This window comes from Maritimibacter fusiformis (assembly GCF_008086115.1).
In the GTDB taxonomy this organism is placed as follows: Bacteria; Pseudomonadota; Alphaproteobacteria; order Rhodobacterales; family Rhodobacteraceae; genus Muriiphilus; species Muriiphilus fusiformis.
The window spans coordinates 596,720-619,947 of sequence record NZ_VSIY01000003.1 but is presented as its reverse complement, the minus strand read 5'-3'; the positions used below and the strand labels follow the sequence as shown (position 1 = coordinate 619,947).

Sequence of the window (23,228 nt, the reverse complement as noted above, 5' to 3'; positions counted from 1 at the left end):
GCCAAAACCGGGGAAGGGACGGGTATGGTTCGAGTTCTGTTGTTGTTCATCTTTCTGGCGCTGCCGGCCCAAGCGCAGAATGGCGCCATCGTGCCGGGCAGCGGCACCACCGCCGAGCAGGCCGTCACCGACGCCGCCATCGCCACCCGCATCCGCGATATCCTGCACGAGCTCGAGGGCTACGAGGACGTGACCGTCGTGGTCAAGGCCGGCATCGTGACCCTGCGCGGCACCACGCTGGATGCCAGCGCCGCCGAAAAGCTCGAAGGGCTGATCGGCCGGGTCGAGGGCGTGGTTGCGATCGAGAACAAGGTGACATTGTCCACCAGCGTGACCGAGCGGCTGACGCCGGTGTGGGAACGGCTGGTGTCGCGGATACAGCAGACGGTGGCCTTCCTGCCCCTGATCGCGGTGGCGCTGGTCGCCTTTGCCGTTGTGGTCTGGATCGGCTTTCTCATCGGTGGACGCAAGGAGCCGTGGGAGCGTCTGGCCCCCAACGCCTTCATCGCCGACATCTACCGCACCTTGATCAAGCTGGCGGCGCTGGTGGCCGGGCTTGTGGTGGCGCTCGATATCATGGGGGCGACGGCGCTTCTGTCGACCATCCTGGGGGCGGCGGGGATCATCGGTCTGGCCATCGGTTTCGCGGTGCGCGACACCGTCGAGAACTTCATCGCCTCGATCCTTCTGTCGATCCGCCAGCCGTTCCGCCCCAACGACGCCATCGAGATCGGTGGCGACGAGGGCAAGGTGATCCGCCTGACCTCGCGCGCCACCATCCTGCTAAGCTGGGACGGAAACCACATCCGCATCCCCAACGCGACGGTGTTCAAAAGCCGGATCGTGAACTATTCGCGCAACCCCGAACGGCGCTTCAAGTTCGACATCGCCGTCGGCTACGGCACCGACCTTGCCGCCGCCAAGGCGCTGGCCGAGGCGACCGTGGCGGCGCTGCCCTTCGTGCTGCGCGCGCCCGCGGTGAACTCCTGGACCACTGAACTGGGCGGGTCGGACATCGGCATGACCGTGGTCGGCTGGATCGACCAGCGCGAGACCGACCTGTTCGCGGCCCGCTCCGAGGCGATCCGCCAGGTGCTGATCGCCTTCGACAGGGCCGATATCGAGATGCCGGAACCGACCTACCGTCTGCTCGTCAAGGATGCCGCCGGCGTGCCGATCCCGCCGCTGCAGGCCGCGCCCGTCGCCCCCCGACGCGCCATCACCGAGGCCGCGCCCGAGGCGGTGCAGGACGTGCAGGCCACGGCGGAGCACGAGCTTGAACAGATGGTCAACGACGAACGCAAGAGCACCGACGCCGACGACCTGCTCAAGCACGGCGCGCGCGCCGAGTGAGCGCGGGGCCCGGGTTTTTGGGCTTGCAGGGTCGGGCCGGTTTGAGTAGGAACGGCCCGCACTGTTGGGGTGTAGCCAAGTGGTAAGGCAGCGGTTTTTGGTACCGTGTACCGTAGGTTCGAATCCTACCACCCCAGCCAGTCTCCGTCATGGCAACTGAACCGATACGCCCCGAACGAACCGCAAGCGCGGGCTTGTCAGCGCTTTGCGCCCTTGCCGTTCGCGCCGCAATCGGATCGTGGGGATTGCGTGGTGATCTCATGTTCCCGGGTGAAGACTGCCTTTGCTCAATCGCCGGTCATGGTTTCGCACGACGCGGCCTTCGTTCCTCGCGCCCCATCGGCCAATCGCGGGGCGGCGCGGGTGGCCGAATGGTGAGCGCGATCCGATGGGCCAGGAACCGGCACCGCGTCGGAATTTTTGCCCAAAGTCGATGTTTCGGCGCGACTTCGTTTGCGGCCAGATCGTCACTTGATTCAGAAATCAGCCTATGGTTGTTTAGGTGCATTGAGTTTGATGACCTGGATAGCGCGATCGCATGACACGCAGAAAAAGAATTTCGTCAATACCTGCGGCAATTTGGGTTCACGAGGAACAGTTGTTTGTCTGACAATGTGGGGTTGCGTGATCGCCTTGTCTATCGCACGCGCGCGAAACGTCAAAACCACAGCCTGTATCGACGCTACGGCAAGCGGTTGTTTGATGTCTTGTTCGTGGTTGTGATTTCCCCCCTGATCTTGCCGGCGACAGCCTTCTTGGCATTCATGGTTCATCTGGACGGTGGCAAGTCGATATTCGCGCACAGCAGGGTCGGAAAAGGCGGTCGCGAGTTCAAGTGCTACAAGATTCGCACCATGATTCCGGATGCGGATAACAGGCTTGAGGAATTCCTCGCTGAAAACCCCGACGCGCGTGCGGAATGGGAGCAGGACTTCAAATTAAAGGATGATCCGCGCATCACGCGAATCGGTCGCATTCTCAGAATGACGAGTCTCGACGAATTGCCGCAATTCTTGAACGTGCTTCGCGGCGACATGTCTGTGGTCGGCCCGCGACCCGTGACGGTAGACGAACACCCAAGATACGGGGATGGTCTCCCGTTACTGCTCAGCGTCCGGCCGGGTATTACCGGGCCGTGGCAAGTCTACGGCCGCAATGAGACCCTGTATAATGAGCGTGTGGATTTGGATCTTTGCTATTGCAAGGGTTACTCATTCGGCACCGATTTTCGGCTGATACTGAGAACGGTCGGGGCCGTCATCAAGCGAACCGGAGTGTGAGAATCCGATGCCTAACGAGGTCTTGACCTGTTGCCCCATGCAACCAGAGCGAAACAAACGAACGTGCCCTGCGTCTTGCGATTTGACGTTCTGACAGAATGAAGATTACTCCAGTCATCCTCTGCGGCGGATCGGGCACACGGTTGTGGCCCCTGTCGCGGCAATCCTGCCCCAAGCAGTTCTTGCCGCTGATGGGCGAGCTGACCCTGTTTCAGGCCTCGGCCTTTGCTTGTCAGGCTAGGCAGGCGGGCTGGAACTCGCGCCACCGGATGGAGCACCCCGGCAAGACGCTGATCGAGGTGCAGACCGGCAGATACCTGGGCGAGGACGAGATCGTGCGCCACGAGGATGTGTATGCGCGCATCCCATGATGAAAAGCCGGTAATCAAATCCGATCCGCGGGTGTGCCCGATCGCGCCAGGGGTGTAGAACGCTGAAACCGAACTCTGCCAGTATTGGTCTTGCGAGGGTCGAGGCCACGAAGCCGAAACCAAGTCGACCGAAGCCGCCGACCGCGCCGAAGCAGCCCCGGTCCGCCCAAAGGGCAAGGGATCATAGTCCGATGCGGCTATTGATCCTCGGCATAAACTACGCCCCGGAAATCATCTCTACAGCGGTTTACACCACCGACCTTGCAGAAGACATGACGTCTCGCGGACATGAAGTGTCAGCGGTCACCGCGCTTCCGTATTTTCCGGCGTGGAAGATCATGGATGGATGGCGGCAAGGCTGGCGGTTCGAGCGTCGAAATGGCGTCGACGTGATGCATTGTCCGCTCTATGTCCCGTCAAAGCCGAGCGGTGCGCGGCGTATCCTGCACCACGTTTCATTTGCCGTCGCGTCGTTGCCGGTCACGCTCTGGTGGGGCCTGCGTCGCCGGCCCGATTTCGTTCTGGTTGTCGCTCCGGCATTGATCGCGGCGCCGGTCGGCTGGTTGACGGCCCGCCTGGCCGGGGCGCGGTGCTGGCTTCACGTTCAGGATTTCGAGGTCGAGGCGGCCTTTACCACCGGGCTTCTCAACCAGGACGGATGGATCGGCCGCGCGGCCCGCGCCTTCGAGGGATGGGTGCTGCGCCGGTTCGATCGGGTGAGCTCGATCTCGGCGCCGATGCTGGCCAAGCTGAGACAAAAGGGGGTGCCGCGCGCGCGGGTCGTCGAGCTTCGCAACTGGGCCAATCTCGAGGCGGTGACGCCGGTTGAGGGCCCCTCGCCGATGCGTGCCGAACTGGGCATAAACACGGGCTACGTGGCGCTGTATTCCGGCAACCTGGCAAACAAGCAGGGTCTCGGCATCCTGCCCGGCGTGGCCCGACTGCTGGAACGACGTGGCGATGTTACAGTCGTGATCTGTGGCGACGGACCGATGCGCGACGACCTGGTTGGCATGTCGAGCGGGATCGGCAATATCCGGTTCATCCCGCTTCAGCCGCTCGAGAGGCTATCGGATCTTCTGGGCATGGCCGATGTTCACCTGTTGCCGCAGGTTGCCGGAGTGGCCGACCTCATGCTGCCGTCGAAGCTGACGAACATGCTTGCCTCGGGCCGCCCGGTGGTGGCCACAACCCGGCCCGACACCGCGCTTGGGCGCGAGATTGACCGCTGTGGCGTCAACACACCGCCCGGAGATGCACAGGCAATGGCGGCCGCGGTCGATTTCCTGCTCGATCGGCCCGAAGAGCGCATGCGCCTGGGCGCGGCGGCCCGTGCCCGTGCGCTTGAGAACTGGAGCCGGACCGCCGTTCTGGACCGGTTCGAGGATGAGATGTGCGCCATGACCCGTGCAGTAGGCCCGAATCCCCGCGAGGTCAGTGGCTGACGCAATGTTGAATTTGGAGTGTGGCGGAAAATGAAAAAGGCGCTGATCACCGGCATCACCGGGCAAGATGGCAGCTACCTGGCGGAGTTCCTGCTGGAAAAGGGCTACGAGGTGCATGGCATCAAGCGCCGCGCGTCATCCTTCAACACGCAAAGGGTGGATCACATCTATGAGGACCCTCACACCGACAGCGCGCGTTTCCGCCTGCACTATGGCGATCTGACCGACAGTTCGAGCCTCACGCGGATTCTGAGTGAGGTCGAGCCGGACGAGGTCTATAACCTCGGCGCCCAAAGCCACGTCGCGGTCAGTTTCGAAGCCCCGGAGTATACGGCCGATGTCGATGCAATCGGCACCCTTCGCCTGCTCGAAGCGATCCGCTTTCTCGGGCTGGAGAAGACCACCCGGTTCTATCAGGCCTCGACGTCGGAGCTGTATGGCCTGGTGCAGGAAACGCCGCAGCGCGAGGCAACGCCGTTCCACCCGCGCAGCCCCTATGCCGTGGCCAAGCTCTATGCCTACTGGATCACCGTGAATTACCGTGAGGCATTCGGCATCTATGCCTGCAACGGCATCCTGTTCAACCATGAAAGCCCCCGTCGCGGCGAGACCTTTGTCACCCGCAAGATCACCCGCGGTCTGGCCAATATCGCGCAGGGGCTTGAGCCCTGCCTTTACATGGGCAACCTCGACGCGCTGCGCGATTGGGGGCATGCGCGCGACTATGTGCGGATGCAATGGCTGATGCTGCAACAGGACGAGCCCGAGGATTACGTGATCGCGACCGGCAAACAATACGCCGTGCGGGACTTCGTGACCTGGTCCGCGGCGGAACTCGGGATCGAACTCGCGTTTTCCGGCGAAGGCGAGGCCGAGATCGCGACGGTGGTATCCGTCACCGGCGACGATGCGCCCGCGCTGTCGCCCGGCGACGTGATCCTGCGGGTCGACCCGCGCTATTTCCGCCCGGCCGAGGTCGAGACCCTGCTGGGAAACCCGTCGAAGGCGAAGCAGAAACTGGGCTGGGAACCCGAGGTCACCGCGCGGGAAATGTGTGCCGAAATGGTGGCATACGACCTGAGAGCCGCCCGGCGCCATGCGCTGCTGCGTGAGCATGGCCTGGAGATCCCGGTTTCGGTCGAGGAGCGGTGAGAGGGGTTTCCGGATTCCACGCATTGCCGGCAGGATGTCTGCCGCCCTGTCGAAACCGGAGTTATACTATTGAACAAGCTGAGTTTTATGAACTCCGGGGAATTGTGACGAGGCAATTGGTGCGCTGCTACACTTAAGCCGCGACCGAACGTGTCGCAATCAACTTCAGGGCGAAAAGTACGATTCCGGTCATTTTCGACCACACATTCCAAATCGAGGTTCGCTTATGCTGAAAAAACTGTTCAATCGCGCTCGTTCAACTACTCTGGCGTTGTCAAGGCAACCGTCGGTGTTGACGCGGGCGATAGAATTGGATCCGTACAATATCCGTCCAATGATTCGAAAACTGAATGCCGAGGGACGTGATCCAACCCGGCTGCTCCAGGCCACACTTCTCACGGGTTTAATCGCACAGATGCCGCCCAGATACGAAAAGACGCTGACTTCACTGTATTCCCGCGCCAAGGGTCAACTTTTGCAAGATGTGCTAGCGGCCGCTCTAATTGGCGATGGATCCGAAGGATATTTCGTAGAGGTCGGCGTAGGTGACGGTGTGTCTTTGTCCAACACCTACTTGTTGGAAACGGAACTTGGCTGGAACGGACTTCTTATTGAACCCAACAGACATTCGCATGCGAATATTGCGGCAAACCGGTCGGCGGCTTTATCAAAAAAGGCTGCCTACGGCCAATCTGGCATGCAGTTGGAGTTTCTTTCGGTATCGGGTTTTCACGAGCTATCTTCATTGCAGGCTCATGCGAAAACGGACCTGCATGAGCGCGATGGTAGTGTCTATCATGTTGAAACCGTCAGTTTGGATGAGGCGCTGACCGAAGTCGACGCACCAAAAACAATAAGCTTCATGTCGATTGACACCGAAGGCTCTGAGTTGGAAGTGTTGGCAGGACTTGACCTCGACATCTGGACAGTCAGATTGTTTGCCATTGAGCACAATTTCCGGGCTGGCTATGCTGAAAGGATCATGGCGAAGCTAAGACCATACGGTTATCGGCAAATACTTCCCGGGGTCTCACAATTCGATATTTGGATCGCGCATGAAAGCGTCTCGTTTTGATGGCTGCTTCGACAACAGCATCCGCTGAATCCGTTTGCCTCAGCGGTAGTGCGGGCGGTCGGAACGATCTGTTTCCCGCGTTTCAGGACTGGTTGGTGCCCGTTTGCAGGCACACGGCGGCTTGTTTTTCACATGAAGTGGTCAGGTAGTGGCGTGCGAACGAAAAAGCGGTCGACTTAGGTTCCAAGAATTTTCGCGCTTTTCGACGGCGCTAGACGAAACCTAAACGGAACAGGTGTATGAAAATTGACCTACGATCTGAAAAACAAACGCATCTGGATCGCGGGACATCGCGGCATGGTTGGCGGCGCGCTGGTGCGTCGGCTGGGGCGGGAGGGCTGCGAGGTCGTCACCGCCGGGCGCGATGTGGTCGATCTGGTCGATCAGCGGGCGGTGCAGGGCTGGATGGCGCGCGCGCGCCCCGACGCCGTGGTGATCGCCGCCGCCCGGGTCGGAGGCATTCAGGCCAACGCCACCCGGCCGGTGGATTTCCTCTATGACAACCTGATGATCGAGGCCAACATCATCCACGCCGCTCACAATGCGGGGGTCGAGCGGGTGTTGTTCCTGGGCTCGTCCTGCATCTACCCCAAGCTGGCACCGCAGCCGATCCCCGAAGACAGCCTGCTGACCGGCCCGCTCGAGCCCACCAACGAATGGTATGCGATCGCCAAGATCGCCGGCATCAAGCTGATCCAGGCCTACCGGCAGCAATACGGCCATGACTGGATCTCGGCGATGCCGACAAATCTTTATGGTCCCGGCGACAATTACGACCTCGAGACCAGCCACGTCCTGCCGGCGCTGCTGCGCAAGGTCCACGAGGCAAAACTGCGCGGCGACAGCGAAGTGGTGGTCTGGGGCTCGGGCACGCCGCTGCGCGAGTTCCTGCATGCGGACGATCTGGCCGACGCGCTGGTCTTCCTGCTGAAACATTATTCCGACGCGTCTCATATCAACGTCGGGTCCGGCGTCGAGGTGACGATCCGTGAGCTGGCCGAGATCATCTCCGAGGTCGTCGGCTACGAGGCCAGGCTGGTGTTCGACAGCACCAAACCCGATGGCACCCCGCGCAAGTTGATCGACAGCGGCAGGCTGCACGATCTTGGATGGAACGAGGCCCGGCTACTGCGCGACGGGATCGCGCAGACCTATGCCGACTGGCTGGCGGCAGAGAGCCGGGGCTGAGGGGGTGTTGCGCCCCGGACCGGTGTGGCGCACGCATGGTTCAGTCTTTCGGCAGGGTTCGCGGGTATTGTCGGTCACGTCAACACATCGCCAGACAAGGATCGAACCATGACGGCAATCAACCAGTTCAAAGGCCGCCCGATTTCGCGGCTTGGATCGCCCACGCATCTTGCCGAGGTCACCCCGGACGACGGCGCGGACCTCGCGCAGGTCGCCCAGATCGTCTATGTCGCGACCCCCGGCAGCTTGCGCGTGACCACCATGGGCGGCGAGACCCTGACCACGCCCACGCTGTTGCCGGGGTGGCACCCGATGGAAATCACCCGCATCCATGCGACCGGGACGACCGCCGCCGGACTGATGGTGGGCTGGTGATGACGCTGGCGTACTGGCAGACGATCTGGGGCGGCTCGGCCCTTGCCGCCTACGCCGGCGCGTCGGGGGTGCCGCGCGCGGTGTGGGATTTCTCGAAACAGGTCTACACCTCCGGCTGGAGCCTGGCGCGCCCGAGCGCGGCGGTCACCACGACCGGTGCGGGTGATCTGGTTCCCGTCGCGTCCGATGTCGCACGCATCGTCGGCGCCGGCGCCAATCGTGGCCTCATGCTCGAACCCGCGTCCGCAAACCGGTCGAGCGCGCCGAGCGCGCCGATATCGCTCGCCGGGGTCTACAAGACCGGCGATGCCGCCGCGACATTGTCGGTGGCCGACGATACCGCCCTTCTGGGGGCCGCCGGGCTTGGTGCGTTGACCGGCGGCAAGGCCTTCCTTCTCGACAACAGCGCTGGCACCGGCAACGCCCGCATGGCGCTGCAACGCACCGTCGACAGTACCGGCGACTGGGTGGCCTCGGCCTGGGTGCGCGCCACCGGGCCTTTCACACTGCGCACCGGCTATGGCGGCTATCCACCGATCGGCCAGCTCCCGGGCGACCCGGCGGTGACCTCGGGCGGCTATGTCCGGGTGCGGCGAGACCGGACGCAAAAATCCGCGGGCGCGTTCAACGCAGCGGATGTCCTGTGGTGCGACATCGCGTCCGGCGCAAAGGCCTGGATCGCCCTGCCGCAATGGGAGCCCGGCCGCACCGGCATGACCAGTATCATCCAGACCGACGGGTCCATGACATCGCGCGCGGCGGAAACGCTGGTGCTGTCACCTCCGCCCGGCACCTATGACATCACCGTGACGTTCGCCGACGGCAGCTCCACGACGACGGAAAACGCCGTTGTCACGGATGGCTTTTCGGTCGCGGCACAGGAAAAACGCGTCACAATGGTGCGCGCATACTAGAGGTTCATCAAGCAACGTGACCAAACGTCCCCGCCTCGCATCGATCCGCGGATCAGACACATGCACGACGCACGGGTGCCCGGCGCGGCGCGGCGACGGTCGATCGCGGCGTCCCTGTCGCGCGCCGCGCCGGTGCCAAGCTTTTCAATGCGGGGCCGGGAGATGAGCGATGACGAAAGGCATGCACAGAAAAACCTGCGGCGAACGCGCGTCGCGGTCGGGGGGTCTTTCGCTGTCAGCACCGCCGTCAACATCGTCCTTATCGGATTTCTGGCGCGCATCGGCGGGCTGGACCTGGTCGGCACATGGGCGCTGTTTGGCGCGATCATCCTGAACGTCCTGATCCTCGACCTCGGCGTCACCAACGCGCTGACCTACCGGATTGCGCACCAGGGGCTTGCCGGCACGCTGCCGGTCCTGCGGTGGCTCGTGCGGCTGGCGGTCATCCCGGTTTTCGGATTTGCCGTCGCCGCGGTGTTTTTCTGGCGCTTCGACCTCGACGGACTTCTCGGCGGAACACTGGCGGCGCTTGCCGGCGCGTTGCAACTGCTGTCCGGGTGGCTGATCGCCATCCGCATGGGGCAGCATCAGCAATACTGGTTCAACATCAAGACAATCCTGCGGGTGGTCGTCCAGGGTGCGGCGGTCGTCGTGCTGATGTCGATCAGCCGCGACAGCATCGCGCTCGGGGCGGCGCTGCTTGCCGGTGCGGTGGCCGAGTTCGCGCTCAGCGGCCTCCTCGTCGCGCGCCAGTTCCCGTTGCAAGGGCACGTCGCCTCGCGGTCGGATGTCCGACGCGCGCTGGACGGTTTCGGGCTTCTGGGTCTTGCCGACCGAGGCTATCAACCCCTCGTCCAATTCGCCGTCGCCGGGTTCGAGGGGGCCACGGCACTGGGTGTGTTCACCGTTGCGCTGCGCATTCCGGTGGTGATCAATCAAACGGTTGCCGAAGCCCTGCGCACCCTGCTTCCGGGGGTGGCCGCGTTGCGCGCCAAGGGCAACACGGGCGCGGTCGATCGCTTGTTGCGGGATGCGCTCGTTACCCAGATCGTCCTGGTCGTGCCGGCATTGACGGCGCTGGTCTTCTCGGCCGATTGGGTGGCCGAGGTGTGGCTTGGTCAGGTCGAGCCGCCCCTGGTTCTCGCCATGCGCCTGTTCGCGCTGAACATGGTCGTGGTGAGCGTCGCCACGCCGTATTTCTGGGCCGTCCAGGCCGCCGGCGGCGCGCGCGCGGTGGGCGTGTTGAGCGTCCTGAGACTGCTTATCGTCCTCGCCGCCGGCGCGATCGCAAGCCTGTTCGGCGCGGGCGTGATGGGCTTCGTCCTTGCCTTTTCACTCGGGCAGAGCGTGTTCTCGCTTGCGGTGAGCCTTGTTGCGCATTTCCGCTACGATCTGGTTCGACCGAGCCTGGTGGATCTGTGCAAGGTCCGGCTGCTCATGTATGTGCTGCTCTCGCTCGTCCTGAACGCGGGCCTGGTCAATCTGCTCCAGGATCAGAAATCCGAGCTTGCGCTTATTGCTGCGTTTTGTGCGAATGCGATCATCTTCGGACCCTTGGTGATCGTGTCGCTGGCGCGCGGGGCAATGGTATCGAAGGGGAGCGAACTTTGAGTTTCGAAAGAATCGGTTTGATAACTGGAATGCACAGGTCGGGAACGACCTGGATGGGAACGGCTTTCAGCAAGGCTAGAAACAGCGTGGTTCTGCACGAGCCGTTGAATTTTGCGTCCGGGGTAAGGGGAGTGCCCAGTTGGTATCCTGAGGTAAGAACCCATGCCGAAGCGGTAATTCTCCGAAAAATGGTAAACCAAATTGTGACAGGAAAAGCGAAATACCGAATGCGAAGGTCCAGTGATGGGCCAATGAAAGCGATTGTCCGCGTTTTGACGAGTGGAGGGCCTGACTACTGGACATACCGAAAACAAATGAAATCGTCCGCCAACCACATGATCTTGAAAGACCCATTTGCCATGCGGTTGAGTCTTTGGTTAGCAAATGAATTCGATTTCCGCGTTCTTATTCTCGTGAGACACCCCTGCGCACTCTACGGGTCGTTGAAGAGGATGCATTGGCCCATTCCCTTGCTTTCGGACAATGGCGTCTATGGCCATTTGGAAGCCGGTGTCGAGTTGGAACCTGAGGCCAGAGCTAGGGAATTCGGTTTGTTGTGGCGCCGACTTTACGGAGATGCTCGAGCGCAGGCATTGAGCGCCAGTGGCAGGATCATGCTGCTGCGCCACGAGGATTTGAGTTTGCGACCGCTCGAGGAGGCTCAAAAGGGCTTCAATCATTTGGGCGTGGAAATGACGCTGAGCGCCCGCAAGTTCTTGATCGAATCGACAACGGGCGATGTCGTTGTTCCACCGGAAAAGGTGTTACACAGTATGAATAGAGATGCCGCGAAACTAGTTCACTTGTGGAAGGAACGACTCAGTAATACCGAAATCCAGGCACTAACGGATGCAGCAGGGCTGGAGCTAGAAGCGTTCTACCCAGACTTCCGCAATGGACATTCCGAAAGTACACCATCATAGTGACACCTCAATAGGTTGTTCTCGCTTCTTTTTGATTGCACGGGTGTACCCATCAAGATGAACCACACTAATGGTTCACGGAATCACATATTTTGGTTTTCTCGGAGTTGCGGAAGTCGCTTGGAGACGCGTGCTATTGTAGCCGGAAACGCGCACGCGCTGGTCGGGCGTTGGCGTGAGGATCTGTCGGACAAGGACCTCGAAGGCGTTCGGGTGGTGCTGGACGCGTTTCCGGGTTGCCCTTATGGGGTGGATGAACTGGCTAAAACGAACGTGGGTAAGACGGCGACCTCTAATCGGGACTAATTTGGTTGTGCAGGTTGATAGACTCTCCAAAACGGTTTGTCTGCTCTCTTTTTTGGCCGTCGAAGATTGAACCCTGATCTTGACGTATGTACAAATCCTCTCGCGAAGGACGCCATGACCTCTGGCCCCGAACACCCAATAACCAGGACACATCCACCAGTGCAACGCTGGAACTCTAGGGCTTCCCACCCATCAGAGGCATATCTATGGGTTGTTTCGAGCCTGCTAGGTATCCTGGTGCTTTCTCCGCTCTCGCAAGTTTTGTTCAAGTTCGATTTCGGTTACAGTGTCGAAATCCCCATCGTCGTCGTCGCATTGGTCGCAATCCTCTGGCCGATGCGTATCACTCTGCGGTTCGCGCGAGGACTATTTCTGGGCTTCGCCTGCGGCTCCATGGCGCTCATTCCGTTCGTGTTGTTTGCAGCACTTAACGGTGTGACCTTTCAGGACTACTACCCTGATTTTAGAGCGTTGCTTCTGTTGATCGTCACGTTGGCCGGGTTGCATTCCGTCACGCCGAAAACCGGACTAAAGATTGCCTATAGAACTTGTGCTGCAACTATCGGTTTCACTGGGCTATTGTACCTTCTTGTACGCTCTGGCGTTATGCCAAACCTCATTGAGCATGGGTTTTCAGGAAAATATTTCCCGCCCATTTTTCCTGCGCTTGTGCTTGCTCTCTTCTTTGCGCGACGAAAGGCTCGGTTAGTTCCGATATTTGGTATCGCTCTCCTCGCCATGATGGCATCTACGACCTCCTATCGCCAAGTCCTCGTGATAGCGGCCCTACTTATCATCGGCATCTTACACGCAACAACTGTACGGCTTTCGGGGCGACTGTCGCCAATTACCAATACGCTTTTGGTTGTTGGAACTGCTATGATCCTGTTCAAACTTAGCCAATTACCTTCAGAGCAAATTGGAAATGCGCTCTTGTTTTTTGGTAAGAAACTCACCGCTGTCGGGATCGACCCACGAACGGTGGAACAACTGTTCTACAAAACCGCGAGGAGTTTGGCAGGCCAAACACCAACCGGCGGCGATGGAGACTACTTGGTTTATCTAGAGAACCTGTTCAACGTACCGCACTTCGCGCTGCCGCACGGCCTCGGTCAGGCCGTAACCTACGGCGACCCGGACATTTGGGGGGGGAACACAATCGACAATTCGATGATTTTCTTTAATTACCACTTCTCTGCCTTCATTGCGATTCCATTGCTCGTCCTGTTTGTCATTTGGAAATATTTCGCCATGAGTAATTCTAGTTGGAGTATGAAGCTATCACTCCTGCCAATCATTATTTCAGTTTCATTTTTTCTGTATTTTCGCGCTTGGCCATTCGTGGCGAGCGATGCTGCGATCGGGTTCGGAATGCTTCTGTTTTCTGGCCGTGCTCTAGCCGGAACGAACGCGGCATGACCACCTTCACCTACCTGGAACCCCTCACCGAAGGGCATTGTACCTTTTGGGCGCAGATGGTGCTTGAGGCGGCGGCGCGGGATGCGCGGGTCGGGCGGTTGCGGCTGGTCACCGGGCCGCAGATCGCCGAGCGGATCGGAGATCGCGTGGCCGGGCTTGGCGGTAAGGTGGTGGTGATCGAGCCAGACACTTTGGCACGCATGACGCAGGGCCGGTTGCTGGCGCGCGGCTGGGCGCAATGGCAGGCTGCGCGCCGAGAGGCCCGCAAGGGGCCGGTATTCCTTCCATTTTTCGACCACGCCGTGGTCGCCGCGGCACTCGATCCCCGTCCGATACCGGGCGGTGGCCGCATCTCGGGCGTGATCTTCCGCCCGCCCAACCGGCACGGGCTGGCGGACACATGGCAGAGCCGGATCGACTCGCTGCGGCGATGGACCACCTACAGACTTGCACGGCGCACCCTGGGTGGCCCGCTCTTGACGCTCGATGAAGTGGCACCCGCCAGCAGCGCCGGGCGAGCCACGGGGGCGTTGCGTTATCTGCCCGACCCGGCGCCGGACCTCTCGCTTCTCGCGTCGGCCAGCCCGGCGCTGCGCGACGACGGGCGCCGCGTGGTCCTTGTGTTCGGCGCCCTGACCGAACGCAAGGGGATCTTCCAGGCGCTTGCCGCGTGGGAAATGCTCGATCCCGCCTTCCATGCCGGCCACGCGCTGCGCTTTGTCGGACGCCTTGGGGCCGATGAACGCGATCGGTTCCTGCGCGCGCGCGATGGGTGCCGCAAACGGCGGCCCGATATGCGAATTGAACTCGAAGATCGGTTCGTCAGCGATCTCGACCTTGCCCGGGAGGTGCTGAGTGCGGCCGTCATCCTGGCGCCTTACCAGAACCATGTCGGCTCGTCCGGCGTGCTGCACTGGGCGGTGGCGGCAGGGCGGCCGCTGATCACCCAGAACACCGGGCTCATCGGCTATCAGGTGGAACGCTATGGCCTCGGGCGCGCGACCGATTGCACCGATCCGGCGCGTATTGCGACGGCTTTGCTTGACTGCGACTCCGGTGCAAGGGCCATTTCCGGCGCCTTCCTGAAAGAGCATTCGCCCGGCGCAGCCATCGAGGCCGTCTTGCGAACAGCCTTGGACGATTGAATGCGCGTATTGTTTCTGACCCGTGTGTTCCCTTTGCCTGCACATGCAGGTGATCTGCGTTATTCGGTGGAGTTGGCGGAGGCATTGGCAGCCCACCCCGATCTCGACGTAACCGTTTTCTGTGGCTCCGGTTTTCGCGAACCGCCAGCCGAAAGCCACGCCCGGTGGGCCGGGACCGACACATTACCCGGTCGTGGCGCGGATATTCGCGGACTCCTTGGGAGATTTCCCAGAGGTGCGCAGCGCGCCATGCCACCGTCGGCGCATCGCGCGCTGGCGGCGCTTCTCGACCGCGAGACGTTCGATATCGCGCTGCTCAATGAGTCCGTCATGGCGCCAGCGGTGCGGCTGCTTGAGCATCATGGCGTGCCGGCGGTCTATGTCTCGCACAATGTCGACGCGGACATTCGCCCCGCAATCGCCGCAAAAGTTCGCAACCCCGCCAAGCGGTTCCTGCATCGTCGCGACGCCGAGAAATACCGGCGGATGGAGCTGGACTTGCTCAAGCGGGTGCGCGGTTTGACAACGATCACATCCGAGGATTTCGCGCGATACCGCACGTTGGCGCCAACGCTGCCGGCCATCGTGGTGACGCCGGGATTTCGCCCTGTTTCACAGGCACCGAGCCTGCCGATGCGAGATCGCCAACCGGTTGCCCTTCTTCTCGGTTCTTTCGAATGGAACGCCAAGATTGCGAATCTCGAGGAGATTCTGAACGCGTATCAACGGTATCGTGCAGATACCGGGCATGTCCGCTTCTCTCTGCGCATAGCGGGGCGAAGCCGTCCCGGTCTGTTCGACAGGCTCTCGCGCCAGCACAACAGCGTGGAGTTCATCAGCCGCTTTGACGAGTTGAGCGACGTTGTGACGGATGCACGTATTGGCCTCGTCCTGGAAACCATGGGCGGAGGCTTCAAGCTCAAGACGCTCGACTATGTCTTTTCCGATCTTGCCGTGGTCGGATATCCGCATGCCCTGGCGGGCACCGATCTCGACCCCGAAACCGATTATTTCCGCGTAGATGGCCCCGAAGATGCGATGCGTCGGATCAATGACCTGGTGGATGAGACGGACCGCCTGGAAACCGCTGCGCGAAATGCGCGCCGAAAAGCTGTGGCGGCATATGACTGGGACGATCGCGCGAAAAAGATGGCGGCGTTCCTGGCCGGGTGCCTCGAGAAGGATTGAGGTCTTTGGTGGTGCTGGCCCTTTCCTTCGTCTCGGTATCATTCCGACCTGTCAAATCAGTCGCGGGACGTTGCCGGCGGGTCGGAGTCCTAGGCGCACGCGGCCCTTACAGCCTGCACGCGCTCGGCATTGTCGCGGGCGAGTTGGCCGTCGGCGTGCCAGAGCGAGTTCTCGAATCCGACCCGCAGCTTGCCGCCCCGCCGGTGCGCCTCGACAAGGCAGGCGGTTTCGCCTCGGCCAAAGGCGCAGATGGCCCAGTCGAGGGCGAGATCATGCTCGGTCAATGCGTGCAGGAACGGCGCAAGATCGGACGGGTCGCTTTCCTGATCGCGGGTATAGCGGCCCAGCACGAAAATCAGTTGCAGGTCGCGGCTGCGCAGAAGGGGGGCGGGCACGAGCCGGATGAGCAGGTCGAAATCTTCCGGCCCATAGAGGATGTGCTGCACCGCGATGCCGCGCGCCGCGCAGTCGCGGTAGAACTCGGTGGCGACCTTGTCGGGTGTGTCCACGGTCATCTCGCGCAGGGCGGCCGAGACGAGGGAGGCCCCCGAATCCAGCGCGACCCGGCGCTGATGCGGCGCGTCGTATTGGCCAACGGCCTCGGTCGTGATCTGGATCGCCATGCCGGGCACGACGGTGCGCAATTCGGCCAGAGCCTCGCGATACAGCCCCGCGTCCAGCACATGCGCGCCGTCCGCGTCGCGCAGATGCAGGTGCAGCCCGTCCGCGCCCGCCTCGGCACAGGCGCGCGCGGTCTCGACGATCTCGGGCAGGGTCACGGGCAGCGCCGGATGATCGGCCTTGCCGCGCCGTGCGCCGTTGGGCGCGACCATCAGGCGGGGCAGGGGCGTCATGGCAGCGCCGCGCGAAAGGCGGTGTCGAGCTTGTCGACCAGTTCGCCGATCTGCGCCTCGGTCAGGATGAATGGCGGCGCCAGGAGCACGTGATCGCCGGTCTGCCCGTCGATGGTTCCCCCCATCGGATAGCAGATCAGCCCGGCCTCGAAGGCGGCGGCCTTCACCGCCTTGTGCACGGCCTGTTCGGGGGCAAACGGGGTCTTGGTTTCGCGGTCGGCAACCAGTTCGAGCCCGCGAAACATCCCGCGGCCGCGAATGTCACCAACATTCGGATGCTGGCCGAAGGCGTCGCGCAACGCCTCGTCCAGAACCGCGCCCATCCGGGCCGAACGCTCTGTCAGCCCGCCCTCGGTCAGTTTCTGCACCACTGCATCCGCCGCCGCGCAGGCGATCGGGTGGCCGATATAGGTGTGGCCATGCTGGAAAAAGCCCGAGCCTTGGGCAATCGCGTCATAGATCTCGGCGGTGCACAGCATCGCGCCGATCGGTTGGTAGCCGGCCCCCAGCCCCTTGGCCACGGTCACGATATCGGGGGTGATGCCGTCCTGTTCGCAGGCGAACAGCGTGCCGGTGCGCCCCATGCCGCACATCACCTCGTCGAGGATCAGCAGGATGCCGTGGCGGTCGCAGATCTCCCGCACGCGCTTGAAATAGCCCGGCACCGCCGGCACCGCGCCCGCGGTCGCGCCCACCACCGGCTCGGCCACGAAGGCGATCACGTTGTCGGGGCCGATGCGCTGCAATTCGGTCTCCAGCTCGTCGGCCACGCGCAGCCCGTAGGCCTCCTGCGTCTCGTCGGCGGCCCGGCCCCGGTATTCGTAGCAGGGCGAGATGTGGCTGGTTTCGATCAGCATCGGCGCGAACGGCGCGCGGCGCCATTCGTTGCCGCCGGTCGCAAGCGCCCCAAGCGTGTTGCCGTGATAGCTTTGCCGGCGGGCGATGAAGCGGGTGCGCTGCGGCTCGCCGCGCTCCAGGAAATACTGCCGCGCCAGTTTCAGCGCCGCCTCGACCGCCTCGGACCCGCCGGAGACGAGATAGACCCGGTCGAGCGTGCCCGGCGCATGGGCGATCAGCCGGTCGGCCAGACGCTCCGCCGGTTCGGACGAGAAGAACCCGGTGTGGGCAAACGGAATCCTGTCGGCCTGCTGCTTGATCGCGGCGATCACGTCCGGGTCGGAATGGCCGAGGCACGACACCGCCGCGCCCCCCGACCCGTCGAGATACTGCTTGCCATCGGCATCGAAGATATACGCCCCCTCGCCACGAACGGCGATGGGCATGCGGGCGCGGGAGTGGCGGGGGAAAACGTGGGTCATGTGGGTATCCTGTCAGGTGCGGGAACTGAAACAGATGAATCGCGTGTTGACAATATGTGAAACAAATGAAACGTATTCGGGCAGGCGAAAATTTCCTGGGAGGGGGCGCGTTCGCGTGGATGGATCGTTCGAGCACAGGCTTGCGCAGAATTTCGACGGGCTGAGCGCGCGGTTGCGTGACGCCGCCGAATACGTCGCGCGCAACCCGGTTGACATCGCCACACGTTCGCTGCGCACCGTGGCGCAGGACTCGGGGCTGGCCCCTGCCACCTTTTCGCGCATGGCGCGAGCGATCGGCTACGACAGTTTCGAGGATCTGCGCGAGGCGATGCGGACCAAGATCGGCCGCCGGGTCGACAGTTTCGCCGAACGGGCGGCATCGCTGCAAAAAGACCACGCGACCGGCAAGACCGGGTTTTTCGACGCGCATGTGGGCGCCTGCATGGCCAACCTGGAGCGGATGGCCGCCGATATCGACCGCGATCTGCTGGAGGCGGCGGTGGACCGGCTGCACGCTGCGCGGCATGTGCGGCTGTCAGGGGCGCTCGGCTCGACCGGGGTGGTCGAATACATGGCCTATATCGCGGATTTCTGCGCCGACAACTGGTCGGTCATCGGTCGGATGGGCGCGTCGCTGGGGTCCGGGTTGACCGGGCTGGACGCCCGCGATGCCCTGATCGTGGTGACCAAGCCGCCGTTTTCCACCCGGTCGATCGCGACCGCCGAACTGGCCGCCGAACGGGGCGCCTATGTCATCGTGATCACCGACACCCACGCCTGCCCGGCGCTGCGCCATGCCTCGGCCGGGTTCGTGGTGCCGACCGACAGCCCGCATTTCTATTCGTCCTACGCCGCGACGATGGTTCTGGTCGAAACGATGGTCGGCATGCTGGTCGGGCGCGCCGGCCCCGCCGCCCGCGAGCGGATCGCACAGGTCGAAGAAAGCAACCGCCGGCTCAGCGAAGTCTGGGCCGGTTGAGACATCCACCAAGCATCACCAAAAGGGAGACCAAGATGATGTCCAAACTGAAACTGACCGTTCTCGGCGCCGCGATGGCGGCGATGATGGCCCCGGCCGCGCAGGCCGAGGAATTCATCACCATCGGCACCGGCGGTGTCACCGGGGTGTATTACCCGACCGGCGGCGCGATCTGCCGGCTGGTCAACAAGGGCCGCAAGGATCACGGCATCCGCTGCTCGGTCGAATCGACCGGCGGGTCGATCTACAACATCAAGACGATCCGCGCGGGCGAGCTGGAATTCGGCGTCGCGCAGTCGGACTGGCAGTATCACGCCTTCCACGGCACCTCGAGCTTCGAGGAAGACGGTCCGTTCGAGAACCTGCGCGCCGTGTTCTCGGTGCATCCCGAACCCTTCACCGTCGTCGCCCGCGCCGATTCCGGCATCAAGTCCTTCGAGGATCTCAAGGGCATGCGCGTGAACATCGGCAACCCCGGTTCCGGTCAGCGCGGCACGATGGAGGTTCTGCTGGACGCGATGGGCTGGACCACCGACGATTTCGCGCTCGCCACCGAGCTCAAGGCCGTCGAGCAGAGCCAGGCGCTTTGCGACAACCAGATCGACGCGATGGTCTACACCGTCGGCCACCCGTCGGGCTCGATCCAGGAAGCGACCACCGCCTGTGACAGCGTTCTGGTCGAGGTCAGCGGCGAGGTCGTCGACAAGCTGGTTGCCGAGAACCCCTATTACCGGACGGCGACGATCCCCGGTGGCATGTATCGCGGCAACGACGAGGACACGACGACCTTCGGCGTCGGCGCGACCTTCGTGACCTCGGCGGATGTCAGCGAAGAGGCGGTCTATACCGTGGTCAAGGCGGTCTTCGACAACTTCGACGACTTCAAGAACCTGCACCCGGCCTTCGCCAACCTCGAGCCGCAGGAAATGGCGACCGCGGGCCTGTCCGCGCCGCTGCATGACGGGGCGGCGAAATATTACAGGGAACAGGGCTGGATCGAGTGATCCGACCCGCGAAGGGGGCAGTCTCTGCCCCCTTCCACCGTTTGCGCCGCGACGCCACCGGCGATGCCCCCTGCGCAGCCCGATCCGGGCGGTCGCCGCGACCGGCGGCAGGGCTGTTTTCCCGCCGAGACGACCGCGCAAGGACGATTCACGATGGCGGGCGCAAGGCCACATAAACGTTGCGCGCGCCGCCGGATTGCCGGTTTAGTGTAACCATAACGAACAAATAGTGATGTGCCGCCACGTTTTCGGCGGAACCGGGAGGGACCCAGATGACCGAGACTTCAGGCGGCAAGGGGCCGCTCAGCGACGCCGAACTACAGGAACTCGTCTCCTCCAGCGATGGCGGCGCCCGCAATCCGGTCGGGCTGGTCGGCGCCTTTCTGGCCCTGGTGGCGGTGGTCTGGTCGCTCTATCAGGTGCTGCTGGCCTCGCCGGTCTCGAACTACGTCCTTCCGGGCGATCTGATCAACAATTCGCGCCAGATCCACCTGGCCTTCGCGACCTTCCTCGCCTTCATGGCCTATCCGATGTTCCGGCGCAGCCCGCGCGACCACGTTCCGCTTTATGACTGGGCGCTGGCGCTGGCGGGCACGTTCACCGCGCTTTACGGCTATTTCTTCTACGCCAAGCTGGTCAGCAACGGCGGGCTGGCGGATCACACCGACAAGTGGTTCGCGCTGGCCGGTCTGATCATCCTGTTCGAGGCGGCCCGGCGCGCGCTTGGCCCGGCGATGGCGATCATCGCCACGATCTTCCTGGGCTATGTGTTCTTCGGCGCGAGCGAGTGGATTCCCGAGGTCATCCGCTGGAAGGGCGCCAGCCTGCAAAAGGCGATGAGCCACATGTGGACCACGTCCGAAGGGGTGTTCGGCATCGCGCTGGGCGTGTCGACCAAGTTCGTGTTCCTGTTCGTGCTGTTCGGCGCGCTGCTCGACAAGGCGGGGGCCGGCAACTACTTCATCAAGATGGCCTTCGGCGCGCTCGGCCATCTGCGCGGCGGACCGGCCAAGGCGGCGGTCGTCGGCTCGGCGGCGACGGGGCTGATCTCGGGGTCGTCCATCGCCAACGTGGTGACCACCGGCACCTTTACCATCCCGCTGATGAAGCGCGTCGGGTTCTCCAGCGAAAAGGCCGGCGCGGTCGAGGTCGCCAGTTCGGTCAACGGCCAGATCATGCCGCCGGTGATGGGCGCGGCGGCTTTCCTGATGGTCGAGTATGTCGGAATTTCCTATGTCGAGGTGATCACCCACGCCTTCCTGCCGGCCACCATCAGCTATATCGCGCTGGTCTATATCGTCCACCTCGAGGCGGTGAAGAACAACATGCCGACGCTGGGCAACCGCGTGGTCAGCATGGGCCGGACCATCGGCGGCATGGCGCTGTTCTTCGCCGGGTTCGCGGCGCTGGCCTATGGCGTGCAATACCCGGTGCGCTGGATCTCCAACGTGCTGCCGTCCTCGGGCCTGATCCTGTCGGGTCTGATCTTTCTGGTCTATCTGGCGCTGTTGTGGCTGGCGGCCCAGGCGCCGGACCTCCTGCCCGACGACCCCGATGCCGAAGAGGTCGAACTGCCGGTGGTGTCCGAGATCTACAAGACCGGGCTTTACTACCTGCTGCCGATCGTCGTGCTGGTCTATTTCCTGATGATCGAACAGAAGTCGCCGGGGCTGAGCGCGTTCTGGGCGACGGCGCTGCTGTTCGTGATCCTGCTGACCCAAAGGCCGCTCAAGGCGCTGTTTCGCGGCGGGCGCGAGATGATGGAGGCGGCGCGGCTGGGGGTGCTCGACCTGGTGGCCGGTCTGATCGACGGCGCGCGGAACATGATCGGCATCGGCCTTGCGACCGCAACCGCCGGGGTGATCGTCGGCACCGTGACCCTGACCGGCGTCGGTCAGGTGATGGCCAATCTCGTCGAGTTCCTGTCCGCCGGAAACCTGATCCTGATGCTGGTGATGGTCGGTCTGCTCAGCCTGATCCTGGGAATGGGGTTGCCGACCACGGCGAACTATATCGTCGTCAGCTCGCTGATGGCCGGTGTGGTGGTCGAACTGGGCGCGCAGTCGGGGCTGATCGTGCCGCTGATCGCGGTGCACCTGTTCGTGTTCTACTTCGGCATCATGGCCGACGTGACGCCGCCGGTGGGGTTGGCGAGTTTCGCCGCCGCCGCGGTGTCTGGGGGCGATGCGATCCGCACCGGGTTCATCGCGTTCTTCTACAGCCTGCGCACCGTCGCGCTGCCGTTCGTGTTCATCTTCAACACCAACCTTCTGCTGATCGACGTGACGCTGATGCAGGGGATCATCACCTTCGTGGTGGCCACGATTGCCATCCTGGTGTTCACCGCGGGCACGATGGGCTGGTTCCTGACGAAGAACCGCCTTTACGAAGGTGTCCTGCTGGTTCTGATCGCCTTTGCCCTGTTCCGGCCCGACTGGATCATGGACCGGCTGCAGCCGCCGTTCACCATGGTCGAGCCGGCGCAGTTGGAGCAGGCGCTTGACGTCGCGGTGCCGGGGCAGGAGTTGCGCGTGGTGGTCTCGGGGCCCGATTTCATCTCGGGCGAGATCAAGGAAACCACGCTGGTCCTGCCGGTTGGCGAGGCCGAGGACGGCGCGGCGCTGCTCGACGGGTTGGGCCTGATGCTGATGGAGAACGGCGGCGCCGTGGTGATGGAAGAGCCGATGTTCGGCACCCCCTTCTCGGAGACGATGCAGGCGTTCGATTTCTACGGCGACACGCCGGTGACGATCGTGTCGGTAAAGGCCCCGTCCGAGCAATGGCCGCAAGAACTGATCTTCCTTCCCGCGCTGCTGCTTTTGGGCCTTGTCGCCCTGTTGCAGCGTGCGCGCATGACCAAGCAAGGAGTTCCCGCATGACCGGTCCCGTTCTGTGTGCCGTCGACATCTCCAACCCGCACCGCGACGACAACGTGCTCGAAGAGGCGGCCCGGCTCGCCGCACTTGACGGCAGGCAGCTTGTCGTGGTCACCGTCGTGCCGGACTATGGCATGAGCGTCGTGGGCTCGTATTTCGGGCAAAGCCACCACGACAAGATGGTGGAACACGCGCGCGAATTGCTGGGTGAGTCCGTGACCGCCGCCCTGGGTGCGGAGGCGAAAGAGAGTGTTCGCCAGGTTGTGACCACCGGGCGCGCCTACGACGAAATCCTGCGCGTTGCCGAAAAGATCAAGGCCTCGTTGATCGTGATCGGTGCACACAAGCCCGATTTCAAGGACTACCTTCTCGGCCCCAACGCGGCCCGGGTCGTGCGTCACTCGACCTGCTCGGTCTACGTGGTCCGCTAGGGCGTGGCGATACTGTTGCA

20 protein-coding genes and 1 tRNA gene are annotated in these 23,228 nt (G+C 62.7%); 19 read left to right on the top strand and 2 right to left on the bottom strand.

Annotated features, from left to right (window positions below):
• Positions 1-24 precede the first annotated feature (24 nt).
• The 15 genes from FVF75_RS03680 to FVF75_RS03615 all read left to right on the top strand — a co-directional run bounded on the left by FVF75_RS03680 (position 25) and on the right by FVF75_RS03615 (position 15,745).
• On the top strand, positions 25-1,353 hold the full coding sequence (locus tag FVF75_RS03680) for a mechanosensitive ion channel family protein (RefSeq protein ID WP_148376376.1): 1,329 nt from the start codon (positions 25-27) through the stop codon (positions 1,351-1,353).
• A gap of 65 nt (positions 1,354-1,418) precedes the next feature.
• Positions 1,419-1,493 (top strand) — tRNA-Gln (locus tag FVF75_RS03675).
• 462 nt (positions 1,494-1,955) lie between these two features.
• Positions 1,956-2,633, top strand: a complete 678-nt coding sequence (locus FVF75_RS03670) for a sugar transferase (protein ID WP_246137985.1) — start codon at positions 1,956-1,958, stop codon at positions 2,631-2,633.
• Positions 2,634-2,731: 98 nt separating this feature from the next.
• Positions 2,732-3,004 carry a sugar phosphate nucleotidyltransferase gene (locus tag FVF75_RS03665; protein WP_148376375.1) on the top strand — a complete coding sequence of 91 codons (273 nt, stop codon included), beginning with the start codon at positions 2,732-2,734 and terminating at the stop codon, positions 3,002-3,004.
• 191 nt (positions 3,005-3,195) lie between these two features.
• Entirely contained in the window at positions 3,196-4,449 is a 1,254-nt protein-coding gene (locus FVF75_RS03660) for a WcaI family glycosyltransferase (protein ID WP_148376374.1), read from the top strand.
• A 30-nt stretch (positions 4,450-4,479) separates the two neighbouring features.
• The gene (gene gmd, locus FVF75_RS03655) at positions 4,480-5,601 is read left to right on the top strand and encodes a GDP-mannose 4,6-dehydratase (protein WP_148376373.1); all 1,122 of its coding nucleotides are present in this window, start codon (positions 4,480-4,482) and stop codon (positions 5,599-5,601) included.
• 226 nt (positions 5,602-5,827) lie between these two features.
• Positions 5,828-6,676, top strand: a complete 849-nt coding sequence (locus FVF75_RS03650) for an FkbM family methyltransferase (protein ID WP_148376372.1) — start codon at positions 5,828-5,830, stop codon at positions 6,674-6,676.
• Positions 6,677-6,922: 246 nt separating this feature from the next.
• Positions 6,923-7,864 (top strand): GDP-L-fucose synthase, encoded by a 942-nt coding sequence (gene fcl / locus FVF75_RS03645; protein WP_148376371.1) that lies wholly within the window; start codon positions 6,923-6,925, stop codon positions 7,862-7,864.
• A 108-nt stretch (positions 7,865-7,972) separates the two neighbouring features.
• On the top strand, positions 7,973-8,239 hold the full coding sequence (locus tag FVF75_RS03640; protein WP_148376370.1) for a spike base protein, RCAP_Rcc01079 family: 267 nt from the start codon (positions 7,973-7,975) through the stop codon (positions 8,237-8,239).
• Entirely contained in the window at positions 8,239-9,153 is a 915-nt protein-coding gene (locus tag FVF75_RS03635) for a hypothetical protein (RefSeq protein WP_148376369.1), read from the top strand. Before FVF75_RS03640 ends, FVF75_RS03635 begins: the two co-directional genes overlap by 1 nt.
• A 60-nt stretch (positions 9,154-9,213) precedes the next feature.
• Positions 9,214-10,764 carry a lipopolysaccharide biosynthesis protein gene (locus FVF75_RS17485; protein ID WP_187392960.1) on the top strand — a complete coding sequence of 517 codons (1,551 nt, stop codon included), beginning with the start codon at positions 9,214-9,216 and terminating at the stop codon, positions 10,762-10,764.
• A gap of 29 nt (positions 10,765-10,793) precedes the next feature.
• On the top strand, positions 10,794-11,687 hold the full coding sequence (locus FVF75_RS17480) for a sulfotransferase family protein (RefSeq protein ID WP_281289565.1): 894 nt from the start codon (positions 10,794-10,796) through the stop codon (positions 11,685-11,687).
• A gap of 465 nt (positions 11,688-12,152) precedes the next feature.
• Complete coding sequence (locus FVF75_RS03625) at positions 12,153-13,412, top strand: hypothetical protein (protein WP_148376368.1); 1,260 nt, start codon at positions 12,153-12,155, stop codon at positions 13,410-13,412.
• Positions 13,409-14,557: a glycosyltransferase family protein gene (locus FVF75_RS03620; RefSeq protein ID WP_187392958.1), complete on the top strand. Its 1,149-nt coding sequence runs from the start codon at positions 13,409-13,411 to the stop codon at positions 14,555-14,557. Before FVF75_RS03625 ends, FVF75_RS03620 begins: the two co-directional genes overlap by 4 nt.
• Positions 14,558-15,745, top strand: a complete 1,188-nt coding sequence (locus tag FVF75_RS03615) for a glycosyltransferase (RefSeq protein ID WP_148376366.1) — start codon at positions 14,558-14,560, stop codon at positions 15,743-15,745.
• Positions 15,746-15,834: 89 nt separating this feature from the next.
• On the opposite strand, the gene FVF75_RS03610 is transcribed toward FVF75_RS03615, so the two are convergent.
• Both FVF75_RS03610 and FVF75_RS03605 read right to left on the bottom strand, forming a co-directional pair.
• On the bottom strand, positions 15,835-16,599 hold the full coding sequence (locus FVF75_RS03610; RefSeq protein WP_148376365.1) for a beta-keto acid cleavage family enzyme: 765 nt from the start codon (positions 16,597-16,599) through the stop codon (positions 15,835-15,837).
• Positions 16,596-17,918 carry an aspartate aminotransferase family protein gene (locus FVF75_RS03605; protein WP_148376364.1) on the bottom strand — a complete coding sequence of 441 codons (1,323 nt, stop codon included), beginning with the start codon at positions 17,916-17,918 and terminating at the stop codon, positions 16,596-16,598. Before FVF75_RS03605 ends, FVF75_RS03610 begins: the two co-directional genes overlap by 4 nt.
• A 115-nt stretch (positions 17,919-18,033) precedes the next feature.
• On the opposite strand from FVF75_RS03605, the gene FVF75_RS03600 reads away from it, so the two are divergent.
• The 4 genes from FVF75_RS03600 to FVF75_RS03585 all read left to right on the top strand — a co-directional run bounded on the left by FVF75_RS03600 (position 18,034) and on the right by FVF75_RS03585 (position 23,208).
• Positions 18,034-18,897 carry a MurR/RpiR family transcriptional regulator gene (locus FVF75_RS03600; RefSeq protein WP_246137984.1) on the top strand — a complete coding sequence of 288 codons (864 nt, stop codon included), beginning with the start codon at positions 18,034-18,036 and terminating at the stop codon, positions 18,895-18,897.
• A 38-nt stretch (positions 18,898-18,935) separates the two neighbouring features.
• Positions 18,936-19,901 (top strand): TAXI family TRAP transporter solute-binding subunit, encoded by a 966-nt coding sequence (locus tag FVF75_RS03595; RefSeq protein ID WP_148376362.1) that lies wholly within the window; start codon positions 18,936-18,938, stop codon positions 19,899-19,901.
• A 272-nt stretch (positions 19,902-20,173) separates the two neighbouring features.
• A complete protein-coding gene (locus tag FVF75_RS03590; protein ID WP_148376361.1) occupies positions 20,174-22,780 on the top strand; it encodes a TRAP transporter permease in 2,607 nt (868 codons plus the stop codon).
• A complete protein-coding gene (locus FVF75_RS03585) occupies positions 22,777-23,208 on the top strand; it encodes a universal stress protein (RefSeq protein ID WP_148376360.1) in 432 nt (143 codons plus the stop codon). Before FVF75_RS03590 ends, FVF75_RS03585 begins: the two co-directional genes overlap by 4 nt.
• Positions 23,209-23,228 lie beyond the last annotated feature (20 nt).

What these genes read in the sequence shown, in the direction of transcription:
- FVF75_RS03680 (WP_148376376.1), top strand. Translation starts at nt 25, where the DNA reads ATGGTTCGAGTTCTGTTGTTGTTCATCTTTCTGGCGCTGCCGGCCCAA.
- FVF75_RS03665 (WP_148376375.1), top strand. Translation starts at nt 2,732, where the DNA reads ATGAAGATTACTCCAGTCATCCTCTGCGGCGGATCGGGCACACGGTTG.
- FVF75_RS03660 (WP_148376374.1), top strand. Translation starts at nt 3,196, where the DNA reads ATGCGGCTATTGATCCTCGGCATAAACTACGCCCCGGAAATCATCTCT.
- gmd (WP_148376373.1), top strand. Translation starts at nt 4,480, where the DNA reads ATGAAAAAGGCGCTGATCACCGGCATCACCGGGCAAGATGGCAGCTAC.
- FVF75_RS03650 (WP_148376372.1), top strand. Translation starts at nt 5,828, where the DNA reads ATGCTGAAAAAACTGTTCAATCGCGCTCGTTCAACTACTCTGGCGTTG.
- FVF75_RS03640 (WP_148376370.1), top strand. Translation starts at nt 7,973, where the DNA reads ATGACGGCAATCAACCAGTTCAAAGGCCGCCCGATTTCGCGGCTTGGA.
- FVF75_RS03635 (WP_148376369.1), top strand. Translation starts at nt 8,239, where the DNA reads ATGACGCTGGCGTACTGGCAGACGATCTGGGGCGGCTCGGCCCTTGCC.
- FVF75_RS17485 (WP_187392960.1), top strand. Translation starts at nt 9,214, where the DNA reads ATGCACGACGCACGGGTGCCCGGCGCGGCGCGGCGACGGTCGATCGCG.
- FVF75_RS17480 (WP_281289565.1), top strand. Translation starts at nt 10,794, where the DNA reads ATGCACAGGTCGGGAACGACCTGGATGGGAACGGCTTTCAGCAAGGCT.
- FVF75_RS03620 (WP_187392958.1), top strand. Translation starts at nt 13,409, where the DNA reads ATGACCACCTTCACCTACCTGGAACCCCTCACCGAAGGGCATTGTACC.
- FVF75_RS03615 (WP_148376366.1), top strand. Translation starts at nt 14,558, where the DNA reads ATGCGCGTATTGTTTCTGACCCGTGTGTTCCCTTTGCCTGCACATGCA.
- FVF75_RS03610 (WP_148376365.1), bottom strand. Translation starts at nt 16,599, where the DNA reads ATGACGCCCCTGCCCCGCCTGATGGTCGCGCCCAACGGCGCACGGCGC.
- FVF75_RS03605 (WP_148376364.1), bottom strand. Translation starts at nt 17,918, where the DNA reads ATGACCCACGTTTTCCCCCGCCACTCCCGCGCCCGCATGCCCATCGCC.
- FVF75_RS03595 (WP_148376362.1), top strand. Translation starts at nt 18,936, where the DNA reads ATGTCCAAACTGAAACTGACCGTTCTCGGCGCCGCGATGGCGGCGATG.
- FVF75_RS03590 (WP_148376361.1), top strand. Translation starts at nt 20,174, where the DNA reads ATGACCGAGACTTCAGGCGGCAAGGGGCCGCTCAGCGACGCCGAACTA.
- FVF75_RS03585 (WP_148376360.1), top strand. Translation starts at nt 22,777, where the DNA reads ATGACCGGTCCCGTTCTGTGTGCCGTCGACATCTCCAACCCGCACCGC.